At 42.6% G+C, this 15,355-nt stretch carries 11 protein-coding genes; 7 read left to right on the top strand and 4 right to left on the bottom strand.

The window, feature by feature from the left end; genetic code table 11:
• Both ABF638_RS05355 and msrA (ABF638_RS05360) read left to right on the top strand, forming a co-directional pair.
• Positions 1-683 (top strand): TetR/AcrR family transcriptional regulator (locus ABF638_RS05355; RefSeq protein ID WP_435020892.1); only part of this gene is annotated, 683 nt, incomplete at its 5' end.
• A gap of 332 nt (positions 684-1,015) precedes the next feature.
• Positions 1,016-1,693: a peptide-methionine (S)-S-oxide reductase MsrA gene (gene msrA, locus ABF638_RS05360; protein ID WP_435020894.1), complete on the top strand. Its 678-nt coding sequence runs from the start codon at positions 1,016-1,018 to the stop codon at positions 1,691-1,693.
• A 49-nt stretch (positions 1,694-1,742) separates the two neighbouring features.
• Here msrA (ABF638_RS05360) and msrA (ABF638_RS05365) read toward each other — a convergent pair whose 3' ends face one another.
• Together msrA (ABF638_RS05365) and ABF638_RS05370 are read right to left on the bottom strand one after the other, a co-directional pair.
• Positions 1,743-2,234, bottom strand: coding sequence for a peptide-methionine (S)-S-oxide reductase MsrA (gene msrA / locus ABF638_RS05365; protein ID WP_435020896.1), 492 nt, complete (start codon positions 2,232-2,234; stop codon positions 1,743-1,745).
• 360 nt (positions 2,235-2,594) lie between these two features.
• On the bottom strand, positions 2,595-3,191 hold the full coding sequence (locus ABF638_RS05370) for a peroxiredoxin-like family protein (protein ID WP_435020898.1): 597 nt from the start codon (positions 3,189-3,191) through the stop codon (positions 2,595-2,597).
• A gap of 255 nt (positions 3,192-3,446) precedes the next feature.
• Here ABF638_RS05370 and ABF638_RS05375 point away from each other — a divergent pair, with 255 nt between their 5' ends.
• Entirely contained in the window at positions 3,447-3,782 is a 336-nt protein-coding gene (locus ABF638_RS05375; RefSeq protein WP_435020900.1) for a hypothetical protein, read from the top strand.
• Positions 3,783-4,010: 228 nt separating this feature from the next.
• Here ABF638_RS05375 and ABF638_RS05380 read toward each other — a convergent pair whose 3' ends face one another.
• The gene (locus ABF638_RS05380) at positions 4,011-4,286 is read right to left on the bottom strand and encodes a ubiquitin-like small modifier protein 1 (RefSeq protein WP_181929738.1); all 276 of its coding nucleotides are present in this window, start codon (positions 4,284-4,286) and stop codon (positions 4,011-4,013) included.
• 100 nt (positions 4,287-4,386) lie between these two features.
• On the bottom strand, positions 4,387-5,697 hold the full coding sequence (gene thrC / locus ABF638_RS05385; protein ID WP_435020902.1) for a threonine synthase: 1,311 nt from the start codon (positions 5,695-5,697) through the stop codon (positions 4,387-4,389).
• A gap of 831 nt (positions 5,698-6,528) precedes the next feature.
• On the opposite strand from thrC, the gene ABF638_RS05390 reads away from it, so the two are divergent.
• The 4 genes from ABF638_RS05390 (at position 6,529) to ABF638_RS05405 (ending at position 15,349) form a co-directional block, all read left to right on the top strand.
• The gene (locus tag ABF638_RS05390; protein WP_435020904.1) at positions 6,529-9,087 is read left to right on the top strand and encodes a beta strand repeat-containing protein; all 2,559 of its coding nucleotides are present in this window, start codon (positions 6,529-6,531) and stop codon (positions 9,085-9,087) included.
• Positions 9,088-9,208: 121 nt separating this feature from the next.
• A complete protein-coding gene (locus ABF638_RS05395) occupies positions 9,209-9,760 on the top strand; it encodes a hypothetical protein (RefSeq protein ID WP_435020906.1) in 552 nt (183 codons plus the stop codon).
• Between the two features lie 166 nt (positions 9,761-9,926).
• Positions 9,927-11,468 carry a hypothetical protein gene (locus tag ABF638_RS05400; RefSeq protein ID WP_435020908.1) on the top strand — a complete coding sequence of 514 codons (1,542 nt, stop codon included), beginning with the start codon at positions 9,927-9,929 and terminating at the stop codon, positions 11,466-11,468.
• The gene (locus ABF638_RS05405; RefSeq protein ID WP_435020910.1) at positions 11,465-15,349 is read left to right on the top strand and encodes a TonB-dependent receptor; all 3,885 of its coding nucleotides are present in this window, start codon (positions 11,465-11,467) and stop codon (positions 15,347-15,349) included. Before ABF638_RS05400 ends, ABF638_RS05405 begins: the two co-directional genes overlap by 4 nt.
• Positions 15,350-15,355 lie beyond the last annotated feature (6 nt).

Genomic DNA, 15,355 nt, shown 5'->3' on the forward strand with positions numbered 1-15,355 from the left:
AGCGTCTAGTAGAGAAGGATTTAAAACAGTTGCGGCTACAGCCAAGAAAAGTAATTGTCAAGATACTTGTTTCATGTTGCTGTAAACCGAGGAGAGCTATGAGTTATGACGATCGCCGTATTGAAGTTGCTAAAGCGGCATGGCGGGTGATTGTCCGTGAAGGATTGGATCGTGCCAGTATGCGGGCGATCGCGCAAGAACTTGGCTCTTCAACCGGGGTTGTTACCCATTACTTTCGAGATAAAGAAGAACTCACCCTATTTGCTCTGGAACAGGTGTTTGAAAACGTCCTAGAGGAAATGAAAACCTGTGCCGAGGGACGACAAGGAATTGACAGACTAGCACAGATGATTTTTGTGGCTCTACCTCTGGAGGACATTGACAAAGCTGATTGGAAGGTTTGGGTGGCATTTTTGGGCTATTCTATCGGGCGCGATCGCCTTGTTCAGGAACACCGAAAACGCTATGACTTTTTACGGCAGATTATTTGTCAAGAATTAGCTGACTTACAAAAAGCCTTGCTAATTCGAGCCGATCTTGATTTAACCCTCGAAGCCAATGCACTCATCGCCCTAGTGGATGGCATTGGCACTGGTGTTGTGATTCGTCCTGAGCAATTCTCCGCAGATCAACAAAAATATCTCGTGCGGCGACATATCAATGCTTTACTGACATCATCTTGAACACCAACGAACAGATAATATCGAAACGATCATTGATTTTGATAATAAAAATTAATATTAATTTTTACTGAGTTTATCCTAGATTTTTATTTATCAATTCACCTAGCAAATTTTAATCAAAATATCAGCCCCATCTTTAATAAAAAGGTGATACTTCATATAGCAAATTAACTAAACTAAAGTGCAGATATGCACAGAGTGAGATTATAAGCAGAAAAATACTTCTGCCCAAAGTTTTTATCGCCGGATTGGGTTTGAAGATTTCTATCTAATAACAAAATAGCTGAATAAACTCGGTTCTTCGTCTATTAAATAAAGGAGTTCACAACCTCATGTCAATTCATAACTTTACTCTCTCCCGTCAGTTATTACGCAACTTGTCCATCATTTCGCTGACTTTTTTACTCCTATACGGTGCGTCTCGTGTGATGCTTTCTGCTCCCGCCACTGATATCTCGAATGCTGCACCGCAGGGAAAGCAAGTAGCGGTTTTCGCTGGTGGGTGCTACTGGGGAATGGAAGCAGTTTTTGAGCATCTATTAGGTGTTTCTGATGTCGTTTCTGGCTTTTCTGGAGGCGATGCAAGAACCGCAGACTACACACTTGTCAGTGCTGGATTAACTAATCATGCTGAATCCGTAAAAATCATTTACGATCCATCAAAAATATCATATAACCAACTTCTGAAGGTCTACTTTTTGGTAGCGCATAACCCAACTGAGTTAAATCGACAAGGGCCAGACTCAGGTAAGCAATATCGTTCGGCGATCTTTTTTGCTAACGATGAGCAGAAACAGGCTGCACAAGAATATATCGCTCAACTCAACAAATCGCAAATCTTCGACAAGCCGATTGTGACGGAATTAGATCCTTTGAAAGGTTTTTATCAGGCTGCGGCATACCATCAGAATTATATAGTGCATCATCCGAGCGATCGCTATGTTGTAATGAATGACTTGCCGAAGCTGGCTAAACTTCAAGCAAAGTTCCCTGATATGTATAGCAAGTAAGGGGATTTGCAGCATTCGACTTTTAATATCCCCTCAATCCGGTGAAAGATTAGCCTATCCTGTAAGATGCTCGTCCATGCTTCTCCAGATATTGCTGATGATACTCTTCTGCTCTATAGAATTGTGATGCAGGTACAATCTCCGTCACAATTGGATTTTTGTGATAGCGAGAACTATTTTCAAGCTGCTCCTTGGAGGCTCTTGCTAATAATTCCTGTTCTGGAGTGTGGAAAAATATCACTGACCGATATTGATAACCAACATCTGGTTCCTCGTGGTTTGATGCTGTGGGATTGTGCTTATTCCAAAACACATTTAGCAGTTCATTATAAGATACTATTGCTGGATTGTATTCCACTTCCACTACCTCAGCGTGTCCAGTTTTTCCTCTACAGACATCTTCGTAAGTTGGATTATCAAAGTGTCCGCCACTGTAACCAACTGCTGTAGAAATTACTCCTTTTACTTGACGAAATGCTGCTTCAACTCCCCAGAAACAGCCTGCTCCAAATGTCGCTTTTTGTAGATTAGCGTTTTGCATATCTTTGATAACTATTTTGTGATAATTTTAAATGAAACTCATCAAATCAGACAGATACTTTAGAAGGAAATATTTTCTAAATCCTGCCTGATTTATTTTAATTATTAGAATTACAGATTATCCTGATACGAGTATGATATAAAGCTGAATATTATCTAAGAATTGGAAAAAATAGTTAAATCTAAAATTAATATACTACTACAGTACGGCGTAAATAAAACACCCATTCCAAATCAATGAAAGGCTTGCAGTATCAGAATTACGAACTTGTACTGAGCGTAGCCGAACCACTTCGTGGAAGCAAGTACACGTAGCGTATCGTAGAGAAGTATTACGAATTACGAATTACGCGAAGCGGTACTAGCTTTTGCTAACTATAGGAATATTTCTTAGAATACTCACTATTTCAATTGGGTCTAACCGTTTAGTATAATCTGCATCAACAAAAGCATAAACGATTTTTCCGTCTCGATCAACTACAAATGTAGCTGGAATAGGTAGTTCAAAAGACTCATCTCCATTGTATCTAGGTAACACATGACCCTTTTCCTCTAATATATGTCTTAAATACTCTGGGATTTGAAACACAATTCCAAATTGACGAGCAATCATATTGCTGCGATCGCTCAATACTTCATAGGTTAGTTCATGTTTTTCTACAGTTGATATGGTATGACGAGTAGTTTGAGGTGAAATAGCAATTAGTGATGCTCCTAATGTTTTAATTGCAGGTAATGCTTGCTGGAGTCCTGCTAGTTCTAAGTTACAAAAAGGACACCAAGAACCTCGAAAAAAGGAAATAACTACAGGCCCACTAACTAGTAGTTTTTGTAATTCTACTGCTTGACCGAAAGCATTAAGTAGAATGAAATTAGGAATAATATCTCCTACCTTTAAAGCTTGGTCAATTATACCTGAAGAAATTAGCTTATTTTTGATAGACTCTGTAAAATCCATCGTAATTTTCCTGAAAGTTAACTTATACTTTTATGTACCTTTATAGATAAATACTGTTGCAGTGAATTTACTGAAATACTAAAAGTAGACCCTTGGATTTGCATTACTGGGATAATTGCTTTAGGTTCCAACTGGAGTTTAGACTAAAAGCGATATGACAGAACGCAAATCAAATGGAATTAGAGATTAAAAATATTATCTTGTCAGCCTCAAAGTATCCGCGACCTTTAACACTTGTGTACCATACTTGTCATAGTGGAACCTTACTTTTTACAAGCACAGCAAGAGGCGATCGCTCAATACAGGGAACTATTGGGAACTGGAAAAGCCTCCAGCCAAATTACCGAAACTATTCCAGCGGCTTCTCAGGGGCGCGTTGACAAGTTAATTGTCGCTCTCAATCAACAGCAGTGGGGTACTTTTGACCCAAACACCCAAACGGTTCAGGTGCATCCCAATGCAGAACCTAACGATGAAGAATTATTAGATTTCGCAGCAACTCAGACTATCTTGAATGGTGGTATTGTCTATGCGGATGAGTCGGCAGATATGCCAGATAATACACCATTAGCTGCGGTATTTCGCTATTGATGGTTAAATTATCAATCTTTAACCTCTTACAAATGTGCTTTGCACTCTTGTGGGAAAAGGGTAAAGGTCAAATGGGAAGGGTTAAACCCGGATTCCGCTGGTGCGATCGCAAAAATTCAACGGACATCATATTTGTCGCGAGTCAGGTAAGCGGAGCCTCTTAATAGGCATTCCCAGCCGGAGACTGGGAACGAGGTAATGCTTCTACTTTATTGAGTGTTCTCTGTATTAACCACCTGCAACAGCTGGGACAATACTTACTTCATCGCCATCTTTAAGAGTTGTGTTAATACCATCTAAATGACGGATATCTTCGCTATCGACGTAAAAATTTACAAACCGACGTAGTTTACCTTGTTCATCGCATAAGCGCGATTTAATCCCAGGAAAGCTTTTTTCTAATGATTCCAACAATTCCGCAATGGTGCTACCACTGGATTCTAGAGTAGCTTGATTATTGGTAAAACTTTGAAGAGTCGTAGGAACTAAAACTTTTACAGCCATAGAAGTAAAAAGTGAAGAATCAAGAATGAGGAGTCAGGAGCTAGGAATAAGTTAAGAGTAAAGAGTTATGAATAAAAAACTCATAACTCATAACTCCTAACTAAACGAGGACTTGTTGCCATTCCAAGCGATCGAGAGTACGCGATCGCTCTAGCGCACGTTCAAAACTATCGAGTTTGGCGTCAATAGTCAAGGGTTCACCAACGTAGCCTTGGATTGCTTCTTGGGTTTTCAGACCATTGCCAGTGATGTAAATCACGGTAGTTTCATCTGGATCAATCTTGCCAGCTTCTACCAGTTTTTTCAGCACGGCTACAGTTGTACCACCAGCCGTTTCTGTGAAGATGCCTTCGGTTTCTGCCAGTAGCTTGATGCCATCAATAATTTCTGCATCATTAACTGATTCAATATTACCACCAGTCTTCTGAGCTAACTCCACAGCATAAATGCCATCTGCTGGGTTGCCGATCGCCAGCGATTTAGCAATTGTATTCGGTTTAACTGGCTTAATAAAGTCGCGTCCTTCTTTGAAGGCTTGGGCGATAGGTGAACAACCTTCAGCTTGAGCACCGCTGAAACGAACACTTTTGTTTTCTACCAAACCAACTTCTATAAATTCTTGGAAACCCTTATAAATTTTGGTAAATAATGAACCAGATGCCAAAGGAGCAACAACATGATCCGGTAGTTCCCAGCCTAGTTGTTCCGCAACTTCAAAACCTAACGTCTTAGACCCTTCAGAGTAGTAAGGACGCAGATTGATATTGACAAAACCCCAGCCATGTGTATTAGCAACTTCTGAACAGAGGCGATTTACTTGATCGTAGTTGCCCTTGACAGCCATGAGGGTGGGACTGTAGATTAGGCTACCTAGAATTTTACCGGCTTCCAAATCTGCGGGGATGAACACACAGCAGTCTAAACCGGCGTGAGCTGCGATCGCAGCTGTAGAATTTGCCAAGTTCCCAGTGCTAGCGCAAGAAACAGTAGTGAAACCCAATTCTCGCGCTCTCGATAGAGCAACTGATACCACCCGATCCTTAAAGCTCAGGGTGGGCATATTCACGGCATCATTTTTTATATAAAGCTTATTTAGACCCAGGCGACGGGCAAGACGATGGGAACGAACCAAGGGAGTCATACCCGTTCCCACATCTATAACATTGTCAGTTGCGACAGGCAAAAAGGGACGATAGCGCCAAATGGAGTTGGGCCCAGCTTGAATTGTTTCACGAGTGACAGTCAGACGTAGGGCGTTGTAGTCGTACTTGACTTCTAACGGGCCAAAACATAACTCACAAACATTACTGGCTTTGAGTTCGTATTCCGCACCACATTCCTTACACTTTAAGGCTTGAAAGTAGGCAGTGCTGCTTTGGGTTTGGGTTTGGGTTTTGATTGCCTGAGTCATAAACTAGCTTTCCCTGTTTGTCTGTCGACTGTCGCCTGATAGTAACACGAGTAAAAATACCAGTCAAACATACCCGACAAAAATTGTCGGGTATGTTTAGTATTGAAAGGAATGATTATTGTAAAACTTTAACATCAGTAATCCCTACATTTAGTATTTACACTTATGCATCTAATGTTATAAAAAAAGAAAACAGCTTCAATTACTCAGCATTAACACGGCTAAGTAATATGATTAAATTGCATTCTAATTATGCTTAATTTGCATTTATTTAAATTACTATCTCATTTAAGTAATCTAGATCACCTAGTTAACTTTCAATTTTTTTATCTAAACGACTCTATTGAGCAGTATGTCTTGCTGATGGAAAAGACGCAAAAGTATTTTCATACATAAGTTTTAGTGTTTTTAGCGCCTGAGTTAAACCACTAAAATTTTTATGTGTGTTGCCAAAATAAAGTTACTTTTTCAATTTTGATGCACTCATTCATAGCTAGATAAGTTACTTATTTATACGGAAGATTTTTTTTGCTGTAAAAGCTACATTGCTATTTACATCAACAACTTAGCAAAATACAGTAATAAATTACACATATTTGCGATTGCCAGCCTTGAGTCTCAAGGGTAAGCGTAAAACAAGTAGACAAGTTATTTCTGATTATTGCCTCAATATAATTTTCAAGGAGTGTCAATCATTTCACTCCTTAAATATGCATTCCCGAAACATTGAAGTTTTGGGCAGCTATAGTCGGTAATTCTTTAAGGAATTGCCGAACTTTATCCTGTCTCAAAATCCAAGATACAAGTTCAGCAAACAAACAAACTACTTTTATGGTAAACCGAAATAAATCTGTCAACAAGCAGCGTAGACTTTACCAATCTCTAGTAGCAACAGCATTATTAACTGGTAGCTTTTTCCAATTTCTCGCACCTGTATTAGCTGACGGAACTACTGCGGGTACATCTATCAGTAACACCGCAACAGCAACTTACGAAGATCCCAACAGTCCAGGGACAACAATTAATTCCACTTCTAACACTGTCATTGTCACCGTAGCAGAGGTTGCTGGTATTACCGTCACTGCGTCTGGTGTCACAGATGCCACTTCTAGTCCTACCAATACAACAGTTCAGGTTGGTGACTTACTTATCTATACCTACACCTTAACCAACGTAGGTAATGACCCAACCCAATTCCACATTCCTAACCAAGCTACAACAACTGGACCGGGTACAGTTTCTGGCACATTACCAGATGGTGGTACAGTTAATAGCCTGCAATATAGTACCGACGGGGGTCAAACTTGGATAAATATTCCCCAAGGCGGTGTAGACACACCTTCGGTTCCAGTTGGTGGTACCGTGTTGGTACGAGTGCCAGTTACCGTCCAGAATGGCGCTCAAACCAACGACGTAATTACTGTTACCCTTGGTAATACTCCTGGTGATGCCCAAAACCAACTGCGGAGTCCTGATGGTGGTGACGTGTTTACCGTAGATAACGCCGATGGTGGTGCTGTTGGTGAGGTAAATGGTCTACCAGTTAATGGTACGCGGGAAGCCAGCGCCACCGAGCAAATTCAGGTTGGTTTAACGGTGAAGACCTACACCTTAGCCACCATTCTCAAGATTCGTAGTGGCTATAACAATGCTGGCACCACTGCAATTACAGATGACAAGCTGACTTACGATTTGAGTTTGCGAGTTGAGTCCAACGATCCCACAGGGCAGGGAATTATACCAGCAGCTTTGACGGGCACAAGCATCAATGTTAATGGTGCTGCTAGCACCCATATCTTGGTTTCTGATGCGATTCCTGCGGGTACAGATTTGGCAATAGCACCAACTGCGCCTCCTGGTTGGCAAACTGTCTATACCACTGACGCAGTTACAATTAATGCGAATACAGCGAGTTGGACTACGACAGCACCACCCTTGGCCTCAGTCACTCGCGTTGGTTTTATCAATAATCCAGCAATCATTACTTCCATCGCTCCTGGTACAACGGTGAATGGCTTCTCGATTCAGCTAGCCGTTGAATCAACTGCAACTTCACCCTTAACCGTCGCTAACATTGCCCAATTATTTGGTCAAACACCCAGTAGCAATCTCCCAGTCTACGATGATTCTGGCGACCAAAATCCCAGCAACTACAATGGTCCACCAGGGAATATGACACCTCATGGCGTTACAGATACCAATGGTGATGGTGTTCCCGATACTCTATTGGCTGGCGACGTTGATGATGGCTATATTGGTACTCCAACAGCTCCAGAAACTGGAACTGACACAGGTAACAACAACACTGGTGATGGTACACCAGGAGGTGAGGCCAACGTCTTCACACTACAAGCACCTGTTGCTTCAGCAATATTCAACGGCCCGCAGAATGCGCCGGATGCCACTGGGCCATCGGGTGGAACTAACGATGACTTCACCAACAAATCTTCTCTGGTTCCTGCTGGTACCGCACCTGGTAGTTTACTCGATCCTCAATCAGTTGGCTTCACCAACACAGTTAAAAACAGTGGTACTGATCCAGGCGTTTTGAAGCTAGAGCCAACACCACCAATAGTTCCAGGAGATTTACCAAATGGTACGAAGGTGACTATTACCTATAATAGTCAGTCTGCTGTTTATACTTACAATAATGGAGTGTTTACAGGACCTATTACACCAATAACCATTCCCAACTTTGCTCCTAATGCAACTCTCAATTATGGTGTAGAAGTTGATTTACCTCCAGATACGCAGTTATCGACTGATATTAATAGAGGCTTCCCAGTACCCATAATTGCTTCTATTGACAACTACACGACGGATAGTAACGCTGATGGAATTAAGGATACTGGCAACGATACTATCTTTGATTCATCCAACATCACCATCGATCGCGTGTACACTGGCTTTTTGAAACTGCTGAAAGTGTCACGAGTCTTACAAGGAACAGGGCCTGTAGTTCAAGGTAATGATGGCACATTCAGTACCGATGCGAAGAAGCCTGCACCAGGAAACATTATTGAGTACCAAATTCAGTACAGCAATATTTCCGAATCTCAATCTGGAACTGGGAATGTGATTTTGAATGCTGACAAAGTTGTGATTATTGAAGATGGTACCCTCAGTACAGCCCTGAATGATGGTAAGAACAACTGGGCGCTGGACAATGATAATAACACTCAAATTGATACCAGCAATATTGTTGGTTCAGCTAAGGATTCTGGGGCTGCAACCATCCAATTCTTCAGTGGTAATCCAGCTAATAGCTCTGGCATCGACCAAACTGGAACTACGGTAAACACTGATGTGACTAAGTATGTCAATACTGTAACTGGCGTGATCGCACCGGGTATTCAAAGAACATTTACCTTCCAACGCAAGGTGAACTAATTCGTTTGACCTCATTCCTACCCTCTCTTTGCTTGCAAAGAGGGGAGTGACTATTTTTGAGTACAAGCAGGGAAAGATAAGTCAATAATCAACATTCTGGAAGTTTTTTGAGGTTATTTATATGAGGCGTGTTTCTCTTGCAGGTTTAGGAGCGATCGCACTGATTGCTACAGTTCCATTTATCAGCCAAATTCCGGGGTGGCATTCAGAAAGTGCCATTGCTCAGAATATCAAAACTCAAGGGCAAATTCAATTGCGCTTAGAAGCAGAAAAGCAAGTGGTGGCGCAAGATCAGCAGGGTAAACAAAGCCAAAAATGGGAACCTTTAAAAGGTCAAGCTGTGGTACGACCGGGAGATGTGTTGCGATATACCTTGAGTAGCGAAAATAAGAGCGATCGCGTAGTGAAGAATTTGACTCTGAATCAACCTATTCCGAAGGGAATGCTATACGTACTGAAATCTGCAAATGTGGCTAATAATGGAAAAATTACTTACAGCATTGATGGTGGGCGCAGCTTTGGAGAAAATCCCACTGTTAAAGTTATTCTTCCTGACGGCAAAGTGGAAACTAAACCAGCACCGGCCATTGCTTACACCCACATCCGTTTACAGGTTCCGTCAGTTCCAGCAAAAACGACAGTCAAGGCGACTTATCAAACCCAAGTGCGTTGATTGAAATTGGGATCTTCCTTGGTTTTTTCTACTAAGGACAACCCTGACGCGACATTTAACAAATCAAATCGGATTAATGTAGCGGTGGACTTTTAATAATTTTGGATTTCTATAAATAAGTGTTTTTCTTAACAAGAAACTTGGTATCCCAGAGGAGAGATGTTCAGTGAGCCGTCCTCAAAACCAAAAGCAAATTACTTCTAGCAGTAGCTGGTGGCGACGGTTAACAGCTACTCTTCTTCTGGGAAGTTTTTTGCATACTACTATACCTATACCAGCGATCGCGCAACAGACTAACAATCTGGTTGCGTCTTTGCCATTAATAAATCAAGCTACTTATACTTATACAGATTCTGGCAGTAATTATCAATATCAAGGCAGTTCTAGTCAGATCAATGTTAGTCCTAGCCCATTAGTTGACCCATTAGGGCGGATTTTAGGTTGTGCTGGCACAATTTTACCTGACTATACAGGTTTTTCAGTTGGGGTATACGAACCTAACTCTAGTGATCCAACGGGGACAGAATTGGGCAATTTGGTTTCTTTGACTCGAACAGAGTTACCAGATATTCCTAATAACAATGTACCTGGTGGTAAATCGCCAAATACCGAGAATAGTAACCCTTACTTCGTTACGAATAACCCTGCGGGTGTCTACAATTTTTTACTCGATCCGAATAAGGGTCAAACTGATCCAGGTAGAACCTACATTTTTGTAGTTAATCCACCACCAAATTCTATCTATAAACAGCGGCGGGTCAAGATTGAAATCCTTGGTAGTAGTGGTACACAAGGTAATGGTGTCGTCCGATATGTCGCTACTTCTCTAGATGGTCAACCAATTAGTCTCACAGGCGAAACCAGGGTAGAGCAAACAGTTGTTCTAGTTCCCAATGCAGAAACAGTGGGACTGGATTTATTAGCCTTTGAATTCACCACAAATTTGTGTCAAGCCAATCAGTTACAGATTATCAAAACAGGCGATCGCGCTGCTGCTGAACCTGGAGATACGGTAATCTACCGCGTGTCGGTGAAAAATCTCGCTGATGCTGGTTTGAATAATATATTTGTCACCGACAACCTACCTTTAGGATTCAATTTCTTGCCGAAATCTGTGCGGGGAGAATTGGACGGTCAACCAGTCACTATCACCTCAGAACGCAATGGAAACACAGTGACATTCCGCACAGATGTAACGATTCCCACAGAGAAAGTTCTGAATATTGCCTACGCTGCTCAACTCACAGCTGATTCACTGCGTGGGAATGGTCGTAATAGTGCGATCGTTAATGGCCAACGAGCTGATAACAGTTTTAGCACCAAGGATGGCCCAGCAACCCACCAGTTGAAAATTCGTCCAGGAATCGTTTCTGATTGTGGCACGATTATCGGTCGGGTGTTTGTTGATAAAAACTTTGATGGTGAACAACAGCGTGGTGAGCCAGGAATACCAAATGCGGTGATTTTTCTGGAGGACGGGAACCGCATCACTACAGATCCGAATGGTTTGTTCTCCTTAGCTAATGCTTTACCTGGATACCACACAGGTGTATTAGACCTCAGCAGTGTACCCGGTTACGCCCTAGCTCGTAACGAAAAATTCCGCGAACGCAATAGCCAATCTCGCTTGGTGCATTTAGAACCTGGTGGCTTGGTACGTATGAACTTCGCTGTCACCCCCACATTTCAGGAGTCAGTGAAGAAATGAAACTCAGACTGCACTGTACAACTACATTTAACCTGAGATTGATCGGGGCGATGCCAGTAATGGCTCTCAGCCTTGTTTTATATCCTGCGATCGCCAAAGCTGAAATCACTAGTGAAAATCTACTGTTCCCCGATTCTCCTTCGCAAGCAAATAAGGGTGTAGAAGATCCTGACTTTTCAAGTTCTAAAAGGGGAGAGGCTTTGAATTCTCCCCATCTTTTGGGAAGTTCTGACAAGCAACTTTCACCCCTGGAACTTCCCTCAACTTCTTCAGCACCAGTTACTGATACTTCAATTCCAGATATCCAGCCAAGTGAAACGGAAATACAACCATTTCAACCAGCAACTTCTGTTGATTTGCTCAGACGCTTACGTAAAATAGCAGCACGCAAAGACACTGAGACACAGCTTGAAACTTCTCCAACAGAAATACAACCATTTCAACCAGCAACTTCTGTTGATTTGCCTAGAGGCTTACGCAAAATAGCAGGAGTAGAGGACACGGAGACAACGGAAGGGGTGAATGAAAATCTTCCCGTGTCCCCCACTATCCCTATCTCTACAGCAATCAAAATTTTGACTCCAACAGCTGAAAGTGTTGTAGATGTCCAAGCTAGCACGGTAATTGTACAGTTCCCCGCTGGTAGTCAAGTAGAATTGCGGGTAAATGGGGCGTTGGTAGACCCTTCTTTAGTGGGACGGACGGAAACTGATGCCACTACTAACTTGGTAACGCAGACATGGTATGGTGTCTCGTTAAAAGAAGGTGCAAACACCATCTCTGCACAAGTTGTCGGCGGAACAGAACCCCCTGTAACAGTGCAAGTCGCAGTCCGGGGAGCGCCACAAAAACTAACTGTAGAAACAGTTGAGTCCCGTATCCCAGCAGATGGACGTTCTACGGCGACAATTCGGGGTCAACTCATCGATGCAAGTGGTAATCGCTCTAACCGTGATGCCGTTGTCACTTTGATCCCTACTGCTGGGGAGTTGGTTGGGAAAGACTTCAAACCCGATGAACCGGGATTTCAAGTGGAGGCGAAAGCTGGGCAATTTACAGCGATGTTGCGATCGCAGCTAAAAGCGCAAACTGTGACAATTCGCGCGATCGCTAATGATTTAGAAGCCTTTACTCAACTGCAATTTGAAACGTCACTACGTCCGAGTTTGGTGACAGGGGTCATAGATTTACGTTTAGGCGCTAGAGGTACAAATTATTACGGTAGTTTCCGTGATTTCCTCCCTCCAGATAAAGACAACAGAACGCAATTAGATTTCAATTCCGCGATATTTGCCACTGGTGCGATCGGGGAATGGTTATTTACAGGTGCATACAACAGTTCTCGTAGCCTGAATGAAGATTGTAACTGCGATAATCGCCTGTTTAGAACTTACCAATTTAGTGAGCAAAATTATCCTGTTTACGGCGATAGCTCGAAAGTTGATGTAGTTGCGCCTTCTATTGACAGTGTATTTCTGCGTTTCGAGCGTTCAGCTCGTATCCCCGGCTCTGATCCAGATTATGGCATGTGGGGTGACTACAACACAGAAGAATTTGCGCGGCGATCGCAGCAATTTACTTCTATCACTCGTCAACTCCACGGTTTTAAAGCTAACTACAACTTAGGAAACCTACAAATTACAGGTTTCTATGGCAACAACTTAGAAGGGTTTCAAAGAGATACCATTGCTCCCGATGGTACTAGTGGTTATTACTTCCTCTCTCGCAGACTACTACAACCAGGTAGCGAAAATGTCTTTATCGAGTTAGAAGAACTCAATCGTCCTGGGACTGTATTAGAACGGAAACAGCTTAACCGAGGCCCAGACTATGAAATCGACTACGATCGCGGTACATTAATATTCCGCGAACCGATTCTTCGCACCGATATTGATCAAACTGGACAAGTGTTGGTACGTCGGATTATTGTTAGCTATCAATATGACGACCAAAACTCTGACGGCAATATCTATGCTGGTCGTTTGCAATATAATCTTTCCCGCAAACTTAACCAGGAAAGTTGGATAGGAGCAACTTATGTTCAAGAAAATCATGGAGTGCGTGATTTTCAACTCTACGGTGCAGATGCGCTGATTGCTTTGGGTGACAAAGGCAAGTTAATCGCAGAATATGCCCATTCCACTAATGATTCTGATGTTGTGGGAAAAGTTAGTGGTGATGCCTACCGCTTGGAAGCTGAGGGAGAAATTGCCAATGGGATTCAAGGTCGTGCCTATTATCGCTTTGCTGATACGGGTTTTGCCAATAATGCCACTATCAGCTTTGTACCGGGACAAACCCGTTATGGGGCGCAGGTTACAGCTAAACTAACTTCAAGTACTAACGTCAGGGTGCAATACGACCACGAAGACAATTTTGGGATTGCTCCCCAACCCCTAGACACCTTTGAAGAACTGTTTGCACCCCGTTATGAGTCCATACCTGGGAGCAAAGTTGATAATTCACTGACGACGATTTCCGCTGGGATTCAACAACGCTTAGGTAAAGCTATTCTGGATCTGGATTGGATTCATCGTAATCGGGAAGACCGTATCCCCGACAGCGCTCTGAATAGTAATTCTAATCAATTGCGATCGCGTTTTACAGTTCCCATTGCGAAAAACCTGACTTTCCAAGCCCAAAATGAACTCAGCTTATCTTCTCAAAAAGATACTGTTTACCCAGACCGTACTATTTTAGGGTTGAATTGGGCAGCACTTCCTGGTGTCAGTGTCAGTTTGGCTCAACAGTTTTACACTGGCGGTCAATTTTCGGGTAATTCTATCACCAGCTTAAGTGTCAATGGTGAACACAAACTCGGTACTGATACCACCTTGACTGGTCGTTACTCAATTTTGGGTGGTGCAAATGAACTGACTACCCAAGGTGCAATTGGTCTAAATAACCGTTGGACTATTGCTTCGGGATTGCGGCTGAATTTAGCTTACGAACACGTATTTGGCAACTTCTTCGGACGAACTGCGGCGGGTCAACAATATGCCCAACCCTACGCCTTTGGTCAAGCAGCATCTGCGATCGGATTTGAGGGTGGCGATAGTTACAGCGTTGGGTTGGAGTACAGTGATAATCCCCAGTTTCAAGCCAGCGCTCGTTACGAGCATCGTTCCTCTTCTGGTGGTAGTAATACAGTAATTACCGCAGGTGCCACAGGTAAAATTTCTCCGGCTCTGACGGCTCTGGTACGTTATCAACAAGCAAACTCTTCCAATCAGAAGCTTTCAGGATTGGGAGATACCGCTAATTTGAAGCTGGGTTTAGCCTACCGCGACCCCAATAGCGATAAATTTAATGCCTTGTTGCGTTATGAATATCGCCAAAATCCGACAATTATTCCTGAAACTATTTTGTTAGGTAGTGGTACGGGTTCCCAAGACCATACCTTTGCTTTAGAAGCTATTTATGCCCCTAACTGGCAATGGGAATTCTACGGTAAATATGCTTTGCGTAACAGTACTTCTTATTTAGCCAACGATTTAGTTGGTACAAGTATGGTGAATCTGGGACAATTGCGAGCTACTTATCGTTTGGGATATAGCTGGGATTTAGTTGGTGAGGCTCGCTGGATTGGTCAATCTAACTACAGCGAAACAGGCTTTGTGGTAGAAACAGGCTACTACCTTACTCCTAATCTACGCCTTTCTGCTGGATATGTTTTTGGTAAAGTCGATGACCGAGATTTTTCTGGGACACGTTCCGCAGGTGGGGCGTATTTGGGCTTCACGGTCAAGCTTGACGAATTGTTTGATGGTTTCGGACAGCAAAAACCTGTAGCACGTCAGCAACCAGAATCTACGGTGCAAACTCTGGTAGAGAAATTAAAAAATAGAATTCAGGAGTCAGGAGCCAGAATTCAGAATTGAATTCTG

Origin of the sequence: Nostoc sp. CALU 1950 (assembly GCF_051172895.1) — a bacterium.
Classification (GTDB): domain Bacteria; phylum Cyanobacteriota; class Cyanobacteriia; order Cyanobacteriales; family Nostocaceae; genus Nostoc; species Nostoc edaphicum_A.